At 58.4% G+C, this 19,098-nt stretch carries 20 protein-coding genes and 2 pseudogenes; 15 read left to right on the top strand and 7 right to left on the bottom strand.

The window, feature by feature from the left end; genetic code table 11:
• Positions 1 to 129 precede the first annotated feature (129 nt).
• The 10 genes and pseudogenes from rpmH (at position 130) to sS8_RS18105 (ending at position 7,265) form a co-directional block, all read left to right on the top strand.
• Positions 130 to 264: a 50S ribosomal protein L34 gene (gene rpmH / locus sS8_RS18150; RefSeq protein WP_119630994.1), complete on the top strand. Its 135-nt coding sequence runs from the start codon at positions 130 to 132 to the stop codon at positions 262 to 264.
• A 3-nt stretch (positions 265 to 267) separates the two neighbouring features.
• Positions 268 to 663 (top strand): ribonuclease P protein component, encoded by a 396-nt coding sequence (gene rnpA / locus sS8_RS18145; protein WP_119630993.1) that lies wholly within the window; start codon positions 268 to 270, stop codon positions 661 to 663.
• Complete coding sequence (gene yidD / locus sS8_RS18140; RefSeq protein WP_119630992.1) at positions 618 to 842, top strand: membrane protein insertion efficiency factor YidD; 225 nt, start codon at positions 618 to 620, stop codon at positions 840 to 842. The genes rnpA and yidD overlap by 46 nt, the downstream gene beginning before the upstream one ends.
• Before the next feature lie 2 nt (positions 843 to 844).
• Positions 845 to 2,485: a membrane protein insertase YidC gene (gene yidC, locus sS8_RS18135; protein WP_119630991.1), complete on the top strand. Its 1,641-nt coding sequence runs from the start codon at positions 845 to 847 to the stop codon at positions 2,483 to 2,485.
• A 124-nt stretch (positions 2,486 to 2,609) separates the two neighbouring features.
• Entirely contained in the window at positions 2,610 to 3,956 is a 1,347-nt protein-coding gene (gene mnmE / locus sS8_RS18130; RefSeq protein WP_119630990.1) for a tRNA uridine-5-carboxymethylaminomethyl(34) synthesis GTPase MnmE, read from the top strand.
• Positions 3,957 to 4,044: 88 nt separating this feature from the next.
• Positions 4,045 to 5,355: an MFS transporter gene (locus sS8_RS18125; RefSeq protein WP_119630989.1), complete on the top strand. Its 1,311-nt coding sequence runs from the start codon at positions 4,045 to 4,047 to the stop codon at positions 5,353 to 5,355.
• Positions 5,356 to 5,708: 353 nt separating this feature from the next.
• Positions 5,709 to 6,026: pseudogene (locus tag sS8_RS30025) on the top strand (hypothetical protein); the annotation flags it as partial.
• Between the two features lie 23 nt (positions 6,027 to 6,049).
• Positions 6,050 to 6,469 carry a PAS domain-containing protein gene (locus sS8_RS29625; RefSeq protein ID WP_119630987.1) on the top strand — a complete coding sequence of 140 codons (420 nt, stop codon included), beginning with the start codon at positions 6,050 to 6,052 and terminating at the stop codon, positions 6,467 to 6,469.
• Entirely contained in the window at positions 6,466 to 6,660 is a 195-nt protein-coding gene (locus sS8_RS29620) for an EAL domain-containing protein (protein WP_170161154.1), read from the top strand. Before sS8_RS29625 ends, sS8_RS29620 begins: the two co-directional genes overlap by 4 nt.
• A gap of 296 nt (positions 6,661 to 6,956) precedes the next feature.
• On the top strand, positions 6,957 to 7,265 hold the full coding sequence (locus tag sS8_RS18105; protein ID WP_119630985.1) for an RNA recognition motif domain-containing protein: 309 nt from the start codon (positions 6,957 to 6,959) through the stop codon (positions 7,263 to 7,265).
• A gap of 820 nt (positions 7,266 to 8,085) precedes the next feature.
• On the opposite strand, the gene sS8_RS18100 is transcribed toward sS8_RS18105, so the two are convergent.
• A complete protein-coding gene (locus sS8_RS18100; protein WP_145986595.1) occupies positions 8,086 to 8,745 on the bottom strand; it encodes an MlaD family protein in 660 nt (219 codons plus the stop codon).
• 163 nt (positions 8,746 to 8,908) lie between these two features.
• Here sS8_RS18100 and sS8_RS18095 point away from each other — a divergent pair, with 163 nt between their 5' ends.
• Positions 8,909 to 10,363, top strand: a complete 1,455-nt coding sequence (locus tag sS8_RS18095; RefSeq protein ID WP_119630983.1) for an amidohydrolase family protein — start codon at positions 8,909 to 8,911, stop codon at positions 10,361 to 10,363.
• Positions 10,364 to 10,446: 83 nt separating this feature from the next.
• Here the strand turns inward: sS8_RS18095 and sS8_RS18090 are convergent, their stop codons facing one another.
• The 5 genes from sS8_RS18090 to sS8_RS18070 all read right to left on the bottom strand — a co-directional run bounded on the left by sS8_RS18090 (position 10,447) and on the right by sS8_RS18070 (position 14,245).
• Positions 10,447 to 10,590: a DUF3309 family protein gene (locus sS8_RS18090; protein WP_119630982.1), complete on the bottom strand. Its 144-nt coding sequence runs from the start codon at positions 10,588 to 10,590 to the stop codon at positions 10,447 to 10,449.
• 251 nt (positions 10,591 to 10,841) lie between these two features.
• Positions 10,842 to 11,219 (bottom strand): 3D domain-containing protein, encoded by a 378-nt coding sequence (locus tag sS8_RS18085; protein ID WP_197716569.1) that lies wholly within the window; start codon positions 11,217 to 11,219, stop codon positions 10,842 to 10,844.
• Between the two features lie 117 nt (positions 11,220 to 11,336).
• Entirely contained in the window at positions 11,337 to 11,882 is a 546-nt protein-coding gene (locus sS8_RS18080; protein WP_197716568.1) for an rRNA large subunit pseudouridine synthase E, read from the bottom strand.
• A 122-nt stretch (positions 11,883 to 12,004) separates the two neighbouring features.
• Positions 12,005 to 12,955: an IS1595 family transposase gene (locus sS8_RS18075; RefSeq protein ID WP_119630980.1), complete on the bottom strand. Its 951-nt coding sequence runs from the start codon at positions 12,953 to 12,955 to the stop codon at positions 12,005 to 12,007.
• Positions 12,956 to 13,156: 201 nt separating this feature from the next.
• Complete coding sequence (locus sS8_RS18070; RefSeq protein ID WP_119630979.1) at positions 13,157 to 14,245, bottom strand: IS5 family transposase; 1,089 nt, start codon at positions 14,243 to 14,245, stop codon at positions 13,157 to 13,159.
• A gap of 281 nt (positions 14,246 to 14,526) precedes the next feature.
• Between sS8_RS18070 and sS8_RS29615 the strand changes: the two are divergent.
• Both sS8_RS29615 and sS8_RS18065 read left to right on the top strand, forming a co-directional pair.
• Positions 14,527 to 14,742, top strand: a pseudogene (locus sS8_RS29615) (Arm DNA-binding domain-containing protein); the annotation flags it as partial.
• Complete coding sequence (locus tag sS8_RS18065; protein ID WP_269461515.1) at positions 14,725 to 15,153, top strand: phage integrase central domain-containing protein; 429 nt, start codon at positions 14,725 to 14,727, stop codon at positions 15,151 to 15,153. The pseudogene sS8_RS29615 and the gene sS8_RS18065, both read left to right, overlap by 18 nt.
• A gap of 162 nt (positions 15,154 to 15,315) precedes the next feature.
• Here sS8_RS18065 and sS8_RS18060 read toward each other — a convergent pair whose 3' ends face one another.
• Positions 15,316 to 15,627 carry a hypothetical protein gene (locus sS8_RS18060; RefSeq protein ID WP_119630977.1) on the bottom strand — a complete coding sequence of 104 codons (312 nt, stop codon included), beginning with the start codon at positions 15,625 to 15,627 and terminating at the stop codon, positions 15,316 to 15,318.
• A gap of 251 nt (positions 15,628 to 15,878) precedes the next feature.
• Here sS8_RS18060 and sS8_RS18055 point away from each other — a divergent pair, with 251 nt between their 5' ends.
• The gene (locus sS8_RS18055; RefSeq protein WP_119630976.1) at positions 15,879 to 16,772 is read left to right on the top strand and encodes a TrmH family RNA methyltransferase; all 894 of its coding nucleotides are present in this window, start codon (positions 15,879 to 15,881) and stop codon (positions 16,770 to 16,772) included.
• An 89-nt stretch (positions 16,773 to 16,861) separates the two neighbouring features.
• Positions 16,862 to 19,060, top strand: a complete 2,199-nt coding sequence (locus sS8_RS18050) for a putative bifunctional diguanylate cyclase/phosphodiesterase (protein WP_145986594.1) — start codon at positions 16,862 to 16,864, stop codon at positions 19,058 to 19,060.
• The last annotated feature ends 38 nt before the right edge of the window (positions 19,061 to 19,098 follow it).

Raw genomic sequence — 19,098 nt, 5'->3', positions numbered from 1 at the left:
GCGTGAGCGCTTTGACGTAATAGGATATGATACCGTAAGAGCCGACTTATCCACAGCATTGACACGGATTTACCCGTACCCTATGATGCGTGGCTTTGTATTTTCTTTGCGGAATTCAACAGGTACGCCATGAAAAGAACCTATCAGCCCAGCAAGATTAAGCGCGTCCGCACTCACGGATTTCGTGCACGTATGAAAACCCGCGGCGGACGTTCGATTGTGAATGCGCGCCGTGCGAAAGGTCGTAAGCGGCTTTCCGTCTGACGTTTGGCGTCGCCTAGCCACGGCTTCCCCCGAACGCGCCGCTTAAGTACCGCCGCCGATTTCCAGCGCGTTTTCGAGCAGCCTTGCAAGTCCGCAGACCAATACTTGACCGTGCTTGCGCGAACCAACGGCAGGGATCATCCGCGCCTCGGGTTGGCAATCGCCAGACGACAAATCCGTAACGCCGCCGATCGCAACCGCATCAAGCGCCTCGTCCGCGAAAGTTTCCGCCTGTGGCAATCGCACCTCGGCGGACGCGATTTCGTGGTAATGGCGCGTAGCGCCGCAATTCAGGCAGACCATGAAACAATCCGAAGCTCATTGCAGAAGCACTGGGAAAACCTGGTGAGGCGATGCAAGCCGTCTTGGTCTTCCTCATCAAACTCTATCAGTACCTGATTAGTCCTTGGGTGGGGCAGCATTGCCGTTTCCATCCGACGTGCTCCAGCTATGCCTTGACTGCCATCCGGCGGTTCGGATCCGTGCGGGGCTCCTATCTCGCCGTAAGGCGACTCCTGCGATGTCACCCTTGGCACAAAGGCGGTATTGATCCCGTCCCAGAACAATTCGGAAAATAAGAATGGATAATTTAAGGTTCGTTCTCTTCGTCTTTCTCATATTTCTCAGCTTCATGCTCTGGCAGCAATGGCAGATCGATTACGGGCCCAAACCCGAAGCCACGGCACAATCCGGAGCGACCCCGCCGGAGGACGTGGTGGACGATGTACCCGAGTCCGCTCGCGGCGTCGAGGATATCGCCAAAACCCCTGAAGAACCGCCAGCCGCCGGACCCGAACATCAGCGGGTCACCGTTATGACCGACGTCATTCGCGCGGAGATCGATACCAAGGGCGGCGACCTGCGCATACTCGATCTGATCGATTATCCGCAAAGCAAGGACCGGCCTGATCAGCCAGTCCGACTGCTCAACGAAGTAGACAACTTCTTTATTGCGCAAAGCGGCTTCTTGGGTGAACAGTCCCTGGCGCCCACCCATCACAGCAAATGGCAAGCGGAAGCCGACACTTATACCCTGGCGGAAGGCCAGGATTCCCTGCGCATACCTTTTACGTGGACTAGCGACAAGGGGATCAAGATTACCAAGACCCTGGTCTTCACCCGGGACAGCTATCTGATCGGACTGGAACAGCAGGTAACCAATCAGTCCGAAAGCGCGTGGAAGGGAAGACAATACGTTCAGTTGCAGCGCAAGGATCCCGAGAGCAACGATCAGGACGCTTTCATCCGGACCTATACCGGCGGCGTGCTGTACACCCCGGAAGAAAAATACGAAAAGATCACTTTCGGCGACATGGCGGATTCCAACCTGAGCCGAAGATCCAAAGACGGCTGGATCGCCATGATTCAACACTACTTTCTGGCCGCATGGATCCCGCTTTCCGGTGAAGAACATAACTTTTACACCAAGGCCCTTTCCGACCGGCATTTCGTCATCGGAACCTATTCGCCCCTGCTCGAGGTCAAACCGGGCGAGGAAAAAGTCTTCAAAGCCGACCTATTCGCCGGTCCCAAGCTTCAGCGCGTACTGGAGCAGACCGCTCCCGGCCTGGACCTCACGGTGGATTACGGCGCGTTGACCATTATCGCCAAGCCCATCTTTTGGCTGCTGGAACAGTTCCACAAGATTTTCAATAATTGGGGATGGGCAATCGTGTTCGTCACCATCACCCTCAAGGCCGTCTTCTACAAGCTGTCTCAAGCGAGCTATCGCTCCATGGCCAGAATGCGAAAGCTCCAGCCCAAGCTTCAACAGCTGAAGGAGCGCCATGCCGACGACAAGCAAAAATTCAACATGGCGATGATGGAGCTTTATCGGAAGGAGAAAGTGAATCCGCTCGGAGGCTGCTTGCCGATTCTGGTCCAGATCCCCGTGTTCATCGCCCTCTATTGGGTTCTCATCGAAAGCGTGGAGATGCGCCAAGCACCGTTCGCTCTTTGGCTGAACGATCTCTCCTCCAAGGACCCTTATTTCATTCTTCCGCTGATCATGGGCGTTTCCATGTTCATCCAGCAGAAGCTCAATCCGCCGCCGGCCGATCCGGTACAAGCCAAGGTGATGCAGTTCTTCCCGGTGATATTCACTGGATTCTTCGCCTTTTTCCCGTCCGGACTCGTGCTCTACTGGGTGGTCAACAACATCCTGTCCATCCTCCAGCAGTGGCATATCACCCGGCAAATCGAAAGGAACGCACACGCCTAGCGCGGTCTCATACGCGGCGGGGCCGGCATCACTGCCCCGCCGCCAGCCCCTCGACGCGCAGCGGCTCGACACATCGGCCGTCCCACCCTGGTCCGGAGCCGATACTCGGTCCGGAGTCCACCAAATGAATACATTATCCCGCGACACCATTGCCGCGATCGCCACACCTCCCGGCAGGGGCGGCGTCGGCGTGATTCGAATCTCGGGGAGCGCCGTTCCCGCCCTGATGGACACGGTTCTACGCAAACAGCTTGTGCCGCGTTACGCCCATTACGGGCCTTTCCATGACCACGACGGCTCGGTTCTCGACAGCGGATTGGCCCTGTATTTTTCGGCGCCGCATTCGTTCACCGGTGAACATGTGCTCGAATTGCACGCGCATGGAAGCCCCGTCATCCTCGATATGCTACTGCGTCGACTTTTGGCCGCGGGCGTTCGGCTCGCGCGCCCGGGAGAATTCAGCGAACGGGCATTCCTCAACGACAAAATCGATCTCGCCCAGGCGGAAGCCATCGCCGATCTGATCGAAAGCACTACCGAGCAAGCCGCCCGTTCCGCCCAGCGTTCGCTTCAGGGCGAATTTTCGAATCGCATTCACCAGCTGGTAGAAGCCCTGATCCAGCTAAGGCAGTACGTCGAGGCTTCCATCGACTTTGTCGACGAAGACATCGATTTCCTGTCCGAAGGCCATATCGCCGAAAAGCTCGCGGAGCTCCTGGCGACGCTTCGGCACGTCCGCCGTTCCGCCCGACAGGGTTGCTTACTTCGCGAAGGCATGACGGTCGTCATTGCCGGCCGCCCTAATGCGGGGAAATCCAGCCTTCTAAACCAACTGGCCGGGCGTGAAGCCGCCATCGTCACCGAAATCCCCGGCACCACCCGTGATACCCTGCGCGAGCATATCCAGATCGACGGCATGCCCTTGCACGTGGTCGATACCGCCGGTCTTCGCGACAGCGACGATGTGGTCGAACGCGAAGGCATACGGCGCGCTCGCAACGAAATTCACAAGGCGGACCGGATATTGCTTCTGATCGATGATCGTACGCCGGACGAAGCAGAATTCCTGATCCAGGGACTTCCCGCCGATATACCGCTCACCCGCGTCTACAACAAGATCGATCTTACCGGTAGACAGCCCGCATTCGTCGAGCAACCGGGCGGCCCGGCGGTCTATCTGTCCGCAAAAACCGGCCAAGGCACGGAACATCTTCGAAATCACCTCAAAGCTGCAATGGGTTATGACAGCGAGGCGCACGACCTGTTCATCTCCCGCCGCCGGCACCTCGACGCGTTGAGCCGTGCCGAAAACCTCATTGAAAATGCCGAAAAGCAAATTCGAATCAGCGCCGCCGAGCTCCTCGCTGAAGATCTTCGAGAAGCGCAGAATGCCCTGTCGGAGATCACGGGTGAATTCACGAATGAAGACTTGTTGGGCCGGATCTTTTCCAGTTTCTGTATCGGTAAATAACTGCCGGCCCAGACCGAGCACCGAGACAGTTGGCTAGCTGGCATATCCGGGCCGGAGCCCAATTATCCGAGAGCGTACTCACTACGACATGCGTATATCCAAGTCCAAAGCTTCCGCACTTTACCACCGCGATTTCACGCTTTACCTCTTGGCACGTTTTCTTGGTGCAGTCGCGGTGCAGATGCAGAGCGTGGCCGTGGGCTGGCAAGTCTACGCGCTTACCGGCGACGCACTCGACCTGGGACTCATAGGCCTTGCCCAATTTGCGCCGTTCGTGCCGCTCGTGCTGATAGCCGGCCAGATGGCGGACCGCTTCGACCGACGCCGCATCATCATGCTCTGCTATGCCGTGGAAATGCTGTGCGCGCTGTTCCTCATCGGATTCACCCTGACCGGCCCGCATGCCGTATGGCCGGTGTTCGCCGTAATGGCGCTCTATGGATCGGCGCGAGCGTTCATGATGCCGGCTAGCCAGGCCATCGTCATCAATCTGGTCCCCGCCGGAAGCTTCAGCAATGCGGTCGCCCTCAGCTCCTCGAGCTTTCAGCTGGCGGTGATCACGGGTCCCGCTCTTGGCGGATTGCTCTACCTTGCAGGACCGATGACGGTCTACACGACCGTATCCGTGCTCCTTGCACTCTCGGCCATGCTCATCCTGCTGATGCGCAACCTTCCCCGCCCAACCAACGAACGGGAACCCATCAGCCGGCATACGATTTTGGAAGGCTTGCGCTTCGTACGTTCGCGGACTACCGTATTCGGCGCCATTTCCCTGGATTTGTTCGCCGTTCTGTTCGGGGGCGCCACGGCCTTGCTTCCGGCTTATGCCAGCGACGTTCTGCATGTGGGCCCTACCGGACTGGGCCTGCTCCGTACCGCGCCCGGTGTCGGCGCGGCCCTGACTGCCCTGATTCTCGCCTTCACGCCCATTTCCCGCCATGTTGGGCGCTGGATGTTCGGCGGCGTCGCGGTGTTCGGAGCCGCTATCATCGTGCTCGGGCTGTCGACCAGCTTTTTCTTGTCGCTCGCGGCGCTTTTTTTACTCGGTGCCGGCGACATGGTCAGCGTTTACATCCGCCACATGCTGGTTCAGCTCGAAACACCCGATGCGATCCGCGGGCGTGTGAGTGCCGTCAATTCCGTGTTTATCGGCGCCTCGAACGAACTCGGCGAGTTCGAATCGGGTCTCACCGCGGCTTGGTTCGGCCTCACGCCCGCGATCATTTTCGGGGGTGCCGTAACGCTGGCCGTCACCGTAGCCTGGATGTACAGCTTTCCCGAACTGCGCACGATGGATCAATTCCCGAAACGCCCGCCCGAAACGCCTTCTTCCGGAAAGAGAACCCGAAACACGGGTCATAAGGCTCGGACGCGTCGGAAAAAGCCCCCTAAAACCTGATCATCCCGGCCTGACGACCGGTTCCACCTTTTTGCGACGAACCGGCCCCTGCGTTCCCGCGATATAAACGGCGCGGTAACGCCGCTCAGCATCCCACGTTCCAGCACGATGGTTTCCGTCTCTCAACCCAATCTCAAGAGCGGGCGGTTCACATATCCGCCGCGCCGTACCTCCCTAGCGGTTTTTTTCTGACGTTAGGAACGTCTTGCGCTTCCTGCGTTTCGGCGTACTGGCCGCCCCCTGATTGCAGCCTCCATCGGAACCGTGAGCGCGATGCTCGTGTTCCCGGATACGCCCCGCCAATTTGCGATCTGTGGTGGACCTGGTGGCTGGGCAACGCGAGCGGGGCACTCGTGGTGGCCCCGCTGTTTCTGGCACCGGCCGCACCAACCAAAATTTCGGGCCTGGGCGTAGAGCTGGCAGTCCATACTATTTTGACCGTACTGACATCCCTCTATGTGTTCAGCGGATGGCTGCACCCGAATACTGCTCAATCCACGCAGCGCGAGCACGGAGAGCTCCTCGAACAGAGAATCGTGGGGTCGACGAGACAAATCGCCGAGGAACGGGGGCGTTTCGAAAGCATCCTGACCAACATGCAGGACGCCGTGTGGAGCCTCTCTCCCGACGGCGGCAAAGTGCTGTTCGTCAACAAAGCCGTCGAAAATATTTACGGCTGTAAACCGGAAGAATTTTGCGCCGGGGCGCCGACTTCAATGCCGTATACCGTATCGCTCGCCCTGACGGCGAGAGCCGCTGGATCCACTCTGCCGGATATGCCGTTACCGACGTCGCCGGGCATCCCACCCGCCTCGACGGCATCACCCGCGATGTGACCGTCGCAAAACAGGTGGAAGCCCAGCTTCGCCTCGCCCAGGCCGCATTCCAGAACACCACCGAAGGCATCGTCATCACCGATGCCGAGACGCGAATTATCGCGGTCAACAAGGTGTTCTCCGCGATAACCGGCTATTCCAGCCTCGGCTATTTGAAGCAGTTACCGATGCACCGTCTGAAGATCGACCAGTCCTTCGTCGGAGATGTGCCGCACAACCAAAACGACGCGATTATCCGGGCGATCGTAGCCATGGCCGCTCGCTCCGTCTGGAATTGATCGCCGAAGGCGTGGAAACCGCGGCGCAACATGCTTTTCTCGCCGCCGAGGGATGCCCCATGGGCCAAGGCTATCGGTTCGGCAAACCGGTGCCGTCGGCGGAGTTCACTTTCGAACCTCGCCAGCTTCCCGTGCAAGTGACCGAGTTCTCATTTCCGGACCGCGGAAAGAGCTGCCAAGAGCGGCAATGACCGCTCCCAGTCCCCGAACGGAAGCCGGGCCTGCCATACTTTTACCCAACGTGCGATTCGTAGAAATAACCATAGGCAAAGCCATAGGGTCATGCTAGAGTTCCGCGACCTAACTCGTTTCTTCCGCGGCATTTGGTAATTCCTTCCTGGACCCGGCGTCTCGTCCTCGCTCCGTTCCCGAAGTCCTCGCCTCATACCTCGAGAAGTGACTCGTAGGTTTGTATTTGTACTCGGCCTTGGATGCCGTTTTGTTTGTTGATGTTCCGGCGCCATGTCGGATTGGGAGCTAGTTTCAAATGAAGAATATTTACGTAGGCAATTTGTCATTCCAGACCACGGAAGAAGAGCTTCGCGGGTTGTTCGCCCAATATGGCGAGGTTCAGTCGGTGAACCTGATCACCGATCGTTTTACCGGGCAATCCAAGGGCTTCGGCTTTGTCGTCATGGATGGCAATGCCGGACAGGAAGCCATCGATAAATTGAACCAAACCCAATTCGGCGGCCGCGCCATCACCGTCAACGAAGCGCGTCCACGCGAGAACAACCGCGGCGGCGCCGGTACCAGTCAACGCGGCGGCTTCGGCGGCCAGCGTCGCGGTTATTGAGCAAGAACGGAGAAACCGATTTAAGAGCAGGTTGTGTTTCGATGCGGCCTGCTCATCCCGTGGCGACGGCATTCCTCTGCCAGCCGGTAAGGCCGTTGACTACCTCGTGGCCCGCCGAATTGAAAGAAAGCTTTTGTTAGCCTCCCCGCAGCCATGGAATCCATCGCAAGCTCGAACAGGGCGTGAGAGCGGTTACGGCTGACCGCGGTATCGAAAAAAAACGTCCCGCGAACCGGCGGCCTTCGGCCACGGCGCGGGTTAAGGGGCGTGTTTTCCGTTAGACCGCTTTCTTGCAAGTCTCAGAGCGAGCAGAATCAGGCGTGCGGGCTGTTCGAAAACACCGCGGTGTTCCTGCGAAACAGCCGTAGGAGAACATCCCTGTTCAGGGCCGACATCCGCTGTCACTAAGAAATAAGCTTGGTCCGCTGAAGACTCCCGGATCAGAATGCCCCGATTCCTTTCGAAACATCCCGACTCCGTTCGGAACATCCCTTTCCTACTGCGATATCCTTAAATCCATTCGCGTTCCAAATCCTCCACGGAATATCCTTATCCCGTTCGGAACATCCTGTTCCTCGCGACATCCCTAAGTCCCTTCGCAACATCCTAATCCTTACCGGAACGTCCGCTGTTCCGGACCTGAAACCGAAACCTAGCAGCGACTCCGATTTCAGGTGCCTTCATTAAACCTACATAGAGGCATAAGACAAATACGTACGCCTTCGTATGTACGCACGATTGACATAAATCGAGGCGGCAAGTCGCGGACTATCGATGTACAATTCAACTCCGGAATGCCCGACGACCCTGAATTCAGGTTTCAAATCGACAGCGGCGATTTTTCCGGTTTTTTCTCGAGAGATTTCAAACGATCCTCGAGCTGGCGAAGCTCCTCCTGCAGCTTCGGCAACAAATCCTTTTTGATGGACTCTTCTGCGGTCGCCTGCGCTCTCTGAATCTCGTTCAATAACCGCGCCCATTCGTCTTTCAGTGTTCGTGCTTCTTCCGAATCCGGCACCCGCCGCAGATCGGACTCAAAGCCTTCCAGCTGGTCACGAAGAACGCCCAGGCCTTCAGTAAAACTTCGCAAGATTTCGCCAAAGGGAAAAAACGGCGCCTGTCTCACCGTACCCCTGACCGTGGCTCCGTCTGTCAAAGGGGCGTCGCCCGCCTTTCCCGGGACAATCTCGACCCGATGCTTTCCGGGGTTGTCGGAATCCTCTTCCACGACGAACCGGGCGCTCTGCGTAACCTCCGCGGCAAACTCGGACTCGATCGAGAGTCTCGCGTGGTAACCGCTTTGTCCAGTTGCTTCCACACCGGTAACCCTGCCCACGATCCGGTTCCGGATGACTACGGGGTCTTCCGGTTGCAGACCGCCCGGAGCGTCGAGCTGCAAGTTCAATTCGAGCTGGTCGCGGCCGCAGCCGAAAAGGAGTAGTAACAATGCAACGATGAAACTGATGTGTCTGACGGACATGAAATGTATCTCCCGGAGGTAAAGGAACTCGACTGGCCTGGCATGATAAAGCATAGCCCTCGGGCCGAAGTCTGAAATCGCCTTTGGTCGAAACAAAGGAGTCTAATGCAAGTCTCATAGGTAAATCTCGAGACCGTGAATTGAGTCGACCGGGGAGCACCTCATGGCGCGCATCGATCCCGAAGGCAAACGTTTGCCCATCAAGCTGGATACCGCCACCAATGGCGAGTACCTGCCGATACCGTTGGCCCGGCCGGTCCGCCTGGCGAAGCAGCTCGCGCACGACCAGGCATCGAAGGTATCGCGACGGCTCGGCATGAGCCGGCGGACATTTTTGAAGTCGGCGTCCGGCGCTGCCGTGACGCTGCTGGCCATGAACCAGGCCTTTGCCGCGGCCGGCCGTACCGGCGGCCGCTTCCAAATTTCTCCGGAAGCGGCATATGAACCCGAGCTGGCCGAAGCGGCGCTGGGTGGCAAAGAGTTCATCTTCGACGTCCAGGGGCACCACGTGAATCCCAAGGGGGCGTGGCGACGGCCGACCAACCGATGGACTTACAGCCTCCGCTTCTTTCCGCAGTCCGATTGCGGCGACGGCGCCATCGAATGCTTTTCTCCGGAACATTTCATCCGCGAAGTGTTTCTCGACAGCGATACCGTGATGGCGGTGCTCTCCGCCGTTCCGGCCGCCCCGGGCGACGACCCCTTGACCCTGGAAGACGCCGCCGCCACCCGAGCCACTGTGGACGCCTTGCAAGGCTCTCACCGGCTGCTGATACACGGGCTGGTTCGCCCCAACTTCCCGGGTGAAATCGACGCAATGGCCATGCAAAAGGAAAAATACGGCATTGCCGCCTGGAAAACCTACACTCAGTGGGGACCTTCGGGAAAAGGCTATTGGCTCGACGATCCCGAGGTCGGGATTCCCTTCATCGACAAAGCGCGCAGCCTGGGCGTCAAAGTCATTTGCATACACAAAGGACTTCCCTTGTTCGGCCTCGACTACGCCCATTCCACCTGCCGCGACATCGGCGTCGTGGCCAAGCGCTTTCCCGACGTCGCGTTTATCGTCTATCACTCCGGCTATGAACCGAAGCGCAAGGAAAGAGCCTACGATCCCAAGAACGCTTCGGCGGGCGTGGATTCGCTGATCAAGACCGTACAGGACAATGGCATCGCGCCGAACAGCAACGTCTATGCCGAACTCGGCAGCACCTGGAAGCTGCTGATGCGCGACCCCGACCAGGCCGCGCACGTACTCGGCAAGCTGTTCAAATATATCGGTGAAAACAATGTGCTGTGGGGCACCGACTCGATCTGGTACGGCAGCCCCCAAGACCAGATCCAGGCCTTTCGCGCGTTCCAGATCGGCGAGCCCCTCAGGGAACGCTACGGGTACCCGAAAATGACGGCGGAACTAAGGGCCAAGGTTTTCGGCCTGAACGCCGCCAAGCCCTATGCCGTCTCTACCGAAGAAATCAAAACGCGCACCACCTCCGATCGAGTAACGGACATCAAACGCATTTACCTGGAAGATCCCGAACCGAGCTTCCTCAGTTATGGACCGAAGACGAAGCGGGAATTTTTCAACCTGCTCCGGTTCAGAGGAGGGCCGTTGTAGGCCCCTCGCCAGAACGCGGAACTTAATCGGCTGCGCCGGCAATATACGGGCACCCGGCCTTATCCTTTCCTGAAATGAGAAGCTTACAACAGAACCATCAGTACGATGATGATTAGAATAACGGCGACTATACCACTCGGATAATAACCCCATCCCCTGCTGTACGGCCACGTCGGAAGAAGTCCGAAAATCAAAAGGACCAGAACAATCAATAGAATCGTTTCCATCGAAAAACACTCCTTTAAAACTCAGCAATTACTAATGGTCGAGAAAGTAAAACCAAACGAGCCCCCCTCTCCCTCTGGGACAAATCGGCATGGCGAGGCGCAATGCCCCGGACGCGCGAGCGCCGCTTGCGGCTCCGCGCAGGGACTGTGCGGAGTGATTGAGTTGGGGTGAGGGCGACTCGAATAGGGTTTTACTTTCCGTAACATCCACCGCCGAATCCGGGACGAACCGCGAGCAACCGGCCTCGGCCCTACCACGAGATCCTGACCTTTCTCTGGCCCCAAGCCAATGCCTTTCCCACTTTCTTGCCCATGTGAATATCGATGCGCCGCTTCCATTTGTCGCCCATCTTATCCAGCACGACGAATTCACCAAGGCCATGGATCTTGACCTTGGTTCCGCAACCGAGCCCCTGGCTCACCAGATCGGGAGAAACGGCTATGACTCTAATCCCGGAAGATATGATGGACTTATTGCAGGCACCGATGTGAGGTGTACTGTCGGTTTGCGCGGCGATGGAGTTATACGCCGTGGCCGTTACGATCAACGATTTTGCATGCACGGGATCAGCCAGGTCCAGTGCAATGAAAAACAAGAACGCGCCCAGCAGTGCACGATAGGTGTCCATACCCATGCCCTTCCGTCGAATCCTTCGCACCCATTGAAGGAGCTATAACTAAGTAGACATCCATCGGTCGTGCGCGTTCGCTCTTTCGATCGGACGACACCGAATTGACCGTCGCGGCTACGGGGGGGGTTCGGCCTCGCGCCATTCTCCCGGCTCGAGATTGCCGAGTGTCCAGGGACCGACCGCCCACCGAACGAGACGCAGAGTCGGAAATCCTACTGCGGCCGTCATGCGCCGGACCTGGCGGTTACGGCCCTCGCGCAAAGCCAGTTCGATCCAAGAAGTGGGAATGGAAGCGCGATAGCGAATCGGCGGATGGCGAGGCCAAAGACCGGCCGGCTCATCGATAATCCGTGCCTTGGCCGGCCGAGTCGGACCGTCCTTCAACAGCACCCCGCGCCGCAGCCGCTCCAACGCCGCCTGGTCCGGCACCCCTTCCACCTGTGCCCAATAAACCTTGGGCAACTTATGCCGCGGATCGGTGATGCGCGCCTGCAAGTGGCCGTCGTCGGTCAGCAAAAGAAGTCCTTCGCTGTCCCGGTCCAGCCGGCCGGCAGGATGGACATCGCGCAGCGGAATGTAATCGGCAAGAGTGGCGCGCCCGTGGGCGCGGTCGGTAAATTGAGAGAGAACGTCATAGGGTTTGTTGAAAAGTATCAGCATATAGATTCGAAGAGATTCTTTATCGTCGTATGTAGTCAGTTTTAATCTTGATTTAACAGGCTGTTGAAATTCGCCTCCATGCCTTCGGCTTTACCCCTTATCGGCGGCTTAATTTTTCCTGATTAGCGATGAACTTCAGCTAAGCGAAGTTGCCACTCGGGGCGAGGTGGAGTGAATACGGCAGCGTGCGCTAGCCGGCGAAGCAGCGTTTTGAGATCGAAACGCCGATTGAAACGGTATTGGAACTCGGCCAGATACCGCTTGGCGTATTTCTCGAATTTGAACGCGTGATAGGTACCGGAAATCGCGGTCTTCAGGTTACTCAACAACGTGTTAACCCAACGAAACTCAGGATGTTGTGCCGACTGCCGCCCAGAGCCCAGAATCAGGCATTCGTGGCGAGCGACGACGTGCTGCAAGCTCCGAAACCCGCTCAAACCATCGGTGAGTGCATAAGTCGACGGAGCTAAGGCGCGTTGAGCCCACTCCGCAATCGCCTGCTGGGTGAACGGCAGGGGATCGATACGCACAAATAACGGACGTCCGTCATCCGTGGTTTGCACCGCCACCACGAAGGCGACTTTGTTTTCCGACCCTCGTCCCCGTTTCCCCGAGCGCTCACCGCCCAGGTAAGCATCATCGATCTCGACCCGCCCGCTCAATTGCCGATCCGCCTCTCGCTCCGCCATCACCTGGATCAACTTGTGCTTTATCAGCCAGGCGGTGCGATAACACACTCCGAGATGACGCATCAACTCCAAGGCTGAGACATTGTTCTTGGCCTGGGTTAGGAGATACATCGCCAGAAACCAGGTGGTGAGCGGCAGCTTGGTCGCTTCGAAGAGCGTCCCGGCGGTTAACGTCGTTTGCTTTCGGCAGTGTCCGCATTGCCAATAGGTTCGCTCATTTCGTTTGAATACCGTATGCCGTGCCTCGCCACAGGCTGGGCAACGGAAACCGTCCGGCCAACGCAGAGCTTGTAAGGCCGCTTCGCACTGTGCTTCGGTGCCGTATTGGGTCAGAAACTCGGCCAACGACAATCCCTTTTGAAATTGCACTTGGTTCATTGACATGGGACACCTCTCTTGTGATCGATGTCCATAGTCTAAAGCCTATACTCGCTCACCACGTGAGCCTGTGCTGAACTTTCTCGCTAATCAGGTAATTTTTAGTGCTGAAGGTCCTTTTAGCTCTGAAATCCCGGTTCGAGCCGGTTTTCATCCCCCCGCTTGGGGGTTCTTGCCGCCTTTCGGCGAATGTTGGGCAGACGCCCGCTAGGCCGTCGACCACCGCCAGCCGAACAGCCCACCCAACCGGGTCAGGTTGTAGGCGGCGAAAGTGAACACGGTCTGGGCCGCCACCTTCTTCAAACCCCGGAACCGGGTCTGGCGTAACCCGCCCACGGTCTTCGACCACCCGAAGATTTCTTCCACCCGCTTGCGCCTCTTCAGGCTGGTCCGGTAGCCGGCGTGTCGGGTGGTGCGGCCATCGATGGCGGAGCCTTTTTCCTTCCGGGCGACATGCGGCGTGACCCGCTGCTCCCGGAGAGCGTGCACGAACTCCGGCACGTCGTAAGCCTTGTCCGCCCCGACCGTCGCGCCGGGCTTCGTGACGGTGCGACCGATCATGATCTTGGCCGCGTCCCGTTCCGCCGTGCCGGTGGCGTGAATCACCTCGACATCCACGACCAGGCCGGTCCGGTTTTCCATCAGGGCATGGCTCATGAAGCACAGTTGGGCTTTATCCCCTTCGCTTTTCTTGTAAAGGCGAGCCTCCGGATCAGTGGTCGAGGCGTGGGTCGCGTTGGCGCGCTTTTCGCCCTTGAAATCGACTGACGGATTCCGGCCGCCGGCCTCCGGCGGGGGCGAACTGCCATCCTTTTTCACAAAGCTCTTCATGGAGGCCCACGCCTGGATCAGCGTGCCGTCCACCGAGAAATGCTCGTCCGACAGAAGGTCCTGCCATTCCGCCAGCAACACGACCCGCTCGAAAAACAGCCGGGAAATCCGCTCGTTCAGCAACCGATTCCGGTTGGCGCTGAAGGTGGAGTGGTCCCAGACCTCGGCATCCAGGGTCAGCCCGACAAACCAGCGGTACAAAAGATTGAATTCGATCTGCTGGACCCACTGCCGCTCGGAGCGGACAGAGAACAAGACTTGGATGAGACTGGCGCGCAGCAGCCGCCCCGGCGGAATCGACTCCCGGCCGGTCCGGGCAGAGAGGGCATCCAATTCCGAGTCCAGCGTAGTCAGCAGAATGTCGACCACGGCCCGGAGCTTCCGAAGGGGATGATCCTTGGGAATCCGGTCTTCCAAGGTTCGGTAGCTGAAGAGTTCTTGCTGGGTGAGGTCGGCGCCGCGCATGAAAGAGTCCAAAGTATCTTGAAATGATATCATTTTGCCATGACAAACAATCGGTTATGCCTATTTTATGCGCTCCATCCAACGAATTTATGCGGCTTCCGGGGCCGAGAAAATCAACAGCCTGTTAAATAGAATTTGAAGCTTATAGGCTGTCATCGAATCCTATTGTCACAAGCCAACGATGCGAACGGATTTGTGAGCATCGATTTGGTTACTCACCACGAAACAACGATTTCTACTCACCATGAAGCTCACAGACTCGAAAATCAAAGGGCTGCGCCCCCACGGGTAAGCTTTACCGGGTAGCTGACGGCAAGGGGCTTACCCTGGAGGTTTCGCCCGCCGGCGCGAAACTGTGGCGCTATCGCTTCCGGATCCATGGCAAAGCGAACATGCTGGCGCTTGGTGCCTATCCGGCCGTCGCGTTGTCCGACGCCCGCAAGAAACGCGATGAGGCGGCTGAACTGGTAGCGAAAGGCATCAAGCCGGCGCACCACCGAAAAGCGCAGGAGCTAAACACGTTCCGGACGATTGCGGAAGAATATCTCACTGATCAGGCCGAGGTTTGGACACCCCGAACCCTGAAACAACGCCGTGCATTGCTCGAAGCGAAGATTTACCCGACTCTTGGCGATCGTCCTATCAATGACATATCGTCGGCGGATATCTTACGGATTTTACTGGGGATCCAAGCCACGGCGCCTACCGTGGCCGCAATTGACCCCGCGAGCGGTCGAAATCCTACGGTCTATCGAGCCATTGACGCGGCGCACCGGCCGGGTATTCCCAACCGGGACGATTCTTCAAAGTCCGCGAGTGCCGGTCTGCTGCTGCGGATGTGGGCCAACTCGGGTACAAAGAGTTTCCCCGCATGGCGTACGGGGCACGTTCTCCACCTGGGCACATGACAGCGGCTACCGCTCCGAAATCATCGAAGCGCAGATTAACCACGCCGCCAGAAACATATTAATAGTCAAGAAAGTAAAGCCACAGGAGCCCCCTCTCCCTCTGGGACAAATCGGCAGGGCGAGGCGCAACGCGACGAGCGGGCAGGCCAGGGATCAATGCCGTTAAGTTATTAAGAAGGCCCTTAAATATGCGACGCCATGGTTTGGCAAGATCAATAAGTTAGCTGAATTTTGAGTCGGGCTATTTAAGGGCCGGATTAATAAGGATTTTGTGGTATACAATGTCGCGTAACTATCTGAAAACAAATGATTAATCAATGAAGGCCGCTTAGCACTATCCATGCCGGTATTCTTGCCGATCTCACCAAAACGCTTCACGATCCCCAGTTCATCGCCGACCATCGCACCCGCCCAACCGCCTTCTCCCGGCAGCGCATCCTCACCTTTCCGGTCCTTGTCGCCTTCCTGCTCCACGCCTTCAAAGGCAGCCTCCAGTCCTTGCTCGATGACCTCTTCGCTACGCTCCAGGCACCTCTGTCCCGGAGGGCGACCAAAAGTGCCCCTTCCCAGGCCCGCCAGAAGCTGGTAGGGAGCGGATTTAATTTCTCATCGCGGCTCATTGCTTCTTATTGAAAAGCATCAGGCGGGACACGGTTTCAGTTCGCTTCGGACAGCCGGGAATGGGTAGAATGGCAAACTCAAGAAACTACTAGGCAATCCCTTCCGTGTCCAAACCGAAACCGCCCCGCCAGGCACGTGCGCCAAAACGCTTTCAGTCCGAGAAACCTTTAGGCCCGCACTCCGAACGGACGATAAAAATCGCCGGCCTGCCGGCGGTTACCGCCTTGTTCAAACGCAATCCCGATCGGATTCTGCGGTTTTTCTACGAGGAACAGAGGGTGCCGCTGGTCGGAGCGTTCTGCGCATACATGGCCCGGCTCCGCCGGCCCTATCGCATGGTGGACGCCGAAGAACTGGCACGCATCGCCGGCACCGTACTGCACGGCGGCATCGTCGCGGTAGCCGAGCCGCAGCCGGTACCATCCTTCGATCTCGCGGAAGCCCGTCGTTGGGCCCGCGGCGGACAGGCGCTGTTCATCCTGGACGGCGTCGGCAATTCCCACAATCTCGGCGCCATCGCCCGCACCCTGGCGTTTTTCGGGTTTCACAATCTGGTAATATCGGATCATTCGGCCCAGGCCGGGCTTTCCGACTCGGCTTATCGCATCGCCGAGGGCGGACTCGAATACCTGCAGATTCGCAAGGCCAAGGGTTTACCCGAAGCCCTGAAGCGACTGAAGCACGACTATCGAATTCTGGGCACGGCCTTGGAGCGCGGCGTTCCCCTGGAAGCGATGACGCAGGATCCCCGCCCGGCAGCCGTCGTTCTCGGCAATGAAGAAGAAGGGCTTTCACATGAAACGCTTGCGGCATGCGAAGCCGTCGTGACCCTGCCGGGCACAGGCCAGGTACAATCCCTCAACGTGTCGGCGACCGCGGCGATCCTGGCTTACACATTGCGTGCCCGTCCCGGCGTCGGGCACCACGCCGGGCGCGTGAATCCACCGCCCGGAAAATCGTGGGTTGCCGGCACACCGAAAAGCCGATCGCTAGAATAGGCGCGATCGAATCATCCCGTTGAAACGCCAGGTTGGAAAAGCCCTATGAAGTCTCGGAAAACCTTCTCGGCCATAAGCCGTCCCCAGCCTTGAACAGTATCCCCTTCGATTTTTCGACCAGGCAGCGCCAGCTGAGTTATACGCTGCTGGCCCTGCTTCTCATAGCTGGCTTCCAGACATTACGCGGCCATGCCTGGACCGGCTCGGGACATCTCCACACCGTCATGGAAACAGCCGCGACATTGCTGGCGTTCGTGGTTGGCACCATGGCGCTGGTCCGCTACTACAGCCGGAAGAACAATACTTTCCTGGTCATAGGCACCGGTTTCCTGGGGACCGGCCTGCTCGACGGCCATCATGCACTGGTGACATCCGAATGGCTGAGTCAGCGCTTGCCTTCGGCATTATCGGCGCTGATGCCGTGGAGTGGGATGGCCTCCCGCGCGTTTCTGGCCACCGCGCTGCTGTCGAGCGCATGGGCCTGGCGCCGCGAAGCGACGCTCGGGGAATCCGGCCGGCTCGATGCAAGCACCGTATACTTCGCGACTGCCGCGGCCACCCTGCTGAGCGTTATTGTCTTGACTTTCGTTCCGCTCCCGCCGGCTCATTACCCGATTTCGGTCGGTGGTTTTCACCGCCCCCAGGAATTCGTCGCCGCGCTCATTTTTCTGCTCGCGTTGATCGCCTATTTCAGAAAAGGCAAGTGGAAGACCGACAGTTTCGAGCACTGGATGGTGATATCCCTGATCGTGAGCCTCGTCGCCCAAGCCTTCTTCATGCCGTCGTCGAGCCGTTTGTTCGACCTCGAGTTCGATCTCGCCCATCTGCTGAAAAGCGTCAGCTACATCTGCGTGCTGGCGGGTTTGATGATCAGCATGTATTCCACCTATCGGCAGGTGGAAAACGAAGTCGAGATTCGCGCGGCGGCCGAAGCGGAAGCCGAGCGAATGGCCCTATTCGACGAGCTGACCGGCCTGGAGAACCGCCGCGCCGTCCACGCCCGGCTCGAGCAGGCATTGGCGGCATCGAGAAGGCATGGCTGGAACGGCGCGCTGCTGTTTCTGGACCTCGACAACTTCAAGACCGTCAACGATACCTTGGGCCACCCGGCCGGAGACGAGCTGTTGCAGCAGATTGCCGACCGGCTCCGCTCGCTGGTGCGTAGCGAGGACACCGTGGCCCGCTACGGCGGCGACGAGTTCGTCATTTTGCTCTGCGAGCTGGCGGAGAGACCGGAGCACGCCCGAGACCGCTGCTGGAAAATTGCCGAGAAAGTGCTCACCTCGCTGGGAGAACCGTACCGGCTGGGAGAACATGCTTACCAAGTAACACCGAGCATAGGCATCGTTCTTTTTCCGGACGCTTCCGAAACCGCGGAAGACGTGCTCGGACATGCGGATATGGCGATGTATCGCGCCAAGCACGACGGCCGAAACGCCATCCGGTTTTACAACCCCCAGCTGCACAAGAGCGCGCAAAGGCGGCTCACCCTCGAACAGGAGCTGCGCAGCGCGATCGACCGGCTGGAGTTGCGCTTGTACTTCCAACCGCAGTTCGATCTGCACAGCGGCCGCCCGTCCGGCGCGGAAGTACTGATGCGCTGGCTGCATCCCGCAAGAGGCGTGATCGGGCCGCTGGATCTGATTGCGCTTGCGGAAGAATCCCGCCAGATCCTGCCCATCGGCGAGTGGATCATCGAACAAACCGCCATGCGCGTGCGCGGCTGGGAACAAAGCGGTCTGCTCACCGACATCCGCAGCGTGTCGGTCAATCTCAGCCCGGTGCAGTTCCGGCATCCGCGGCTGGTCGCTACGATTTCGCAGATTTTGGCCCGGTGCCGGGTCGACCCCGGCCGGATCAGCTTGGAGCTGACCGAGAGCGTCGTGATGGAAGACCTAAAAGGCACATTGCAGACAATGCGCCAGTTGAAAGACACCGGCGTACGCCTGTCCCTGGACGATTTCGGAACCGGATTTTCCTCGCTGGCCTATCTGAGACAGCTGCCGCTCGACGAACTGAAAATCGGCCGCTGCTTCATTCGCAGCATCGTGCACAACCAGCAAGACGCGGCTATCGTCGAGGCCATCGTCAACCTGGCCGAGCACCTGAATCTGGATGCCGTGGCCGAAGGCATCGAAACCGCGGACCAGCTGGCGTTTTTGCAGCGCATCGATTGTCGGTTCGGCCAAGGCTTTTATCTCCAGGAACCCATCGATGCCGACGAGTTCGACGCCTATATCCGAAGCAAATCCGGACCTGACAGCCTGCGGCACGCCCGGATCATATGATCCTCGGGATGATCCGCTCACGCCCCCGGGATTATCCG

The organism is Methylocaldum marinum (genome assembly GCF_003584645.1).
Lineage (GTDB): Bacteria > Pseudomonadota > Gammaproteobacteria > Methylococcales > Methylococcaceae > Methylocaldum > Methylocaldum marinum.
Note: the sequence above shows the minus strand (reverse complement) of the source record. Positions and strands in the feature narration are given on the sequence as shown.

Excerpts from the sequence above, each read along its gene's own strand:
- yidD (WP_119630992.1), top strand. The coding sequence starts at position 618 with ATGCAAGCCGTCTTGGTCTTCCTCATCAAACTCTATCAGTACCTGATT.
- yidC (WP_119630991.1), top strand. The coding sequence starts at position 845 with ATGGATAATTTAAGGTTCGTTCTCTTCGTCTTTCTCATATTTCTCAGC.
- sS8_RS18070 (WP_119630979.1), bottom strand. The coding sequence starts at position 14,245 with ATGCGCGGCGCCGACCTCACCCAGCAAGAACTCTTCAGCTACCGAACC.
- mnmE (WP_119630990.1), top strand. The coding sequence starts at position 2,610 with ATGAATACATTATCCCGCGACACCATTGCCGCGATCGCCACACCTCCC.
- sS8_RS18075 (WP_119630980.1), bottom strand. The coding sequence starts at position 12,955 with ATGTCAATGAACCAAGTGCAATTTCAAAAGGGATTGTCGTTGGCCGAG.
- sS8_RS18105 (WP_119630985.1), top strand. The coding sequence starts at position 6,957 with ATGAAGAATATTTACGTAGGCAATTTGTCATTCCAGACCACGGAAGAA.
- sS8_RS18080 (WP_197716568.1), bottom strand. The coding sequence starts at position 11,882 with ATGCTGATACTTTTCAACAAACCCTATGACGTTCTCTCTCAATTTACC.
- sS8_RS18125 (WP_119630989.1), top strand. The coding sequence starts at position 4,045 with ATGCGTATATCCAAGTCCAAAGCTTCCGCACTTTACCACCGCGATTTC.
- sS8_RS18100 (WP_145986595.1), bottom strand. The coding sequence starts at position 8,745 with ATGTCCGTCAGACACATCAGTTTCATCGTTGCATTGTTACTACTCCTT.
- sS8_RS18085 (WP_197716569.1), bottom strand. The coding sequence starts at position 11,219 with ATGGACACCTATCGTGCACTGCTGGGCGCGTTCTTGTTTTTCATTGCA.
- sS8_RS18090 (WP_119630982.1), bottom strand. The coding sequence starts at position 10,590 with ATGGAAACGATTCTATTGATTGTTCTGGTCCTTTTGATTTTCGGACTT.
- rpmH (WP_119630994.1), top strand. The coding sequence starts at position 130 with ATGAAAAGAACCTATCAGCCCAGCAAGATTAAGCGCGTCCGCACTCAC.
- sS8_RS18095 (WP_119630983.1), top strand. The coding sequence starts at position 8,909 with ATGGCGCGCATCGATCCCGAAGGCAAACGTTTGCCCATCAAGCTGGAT.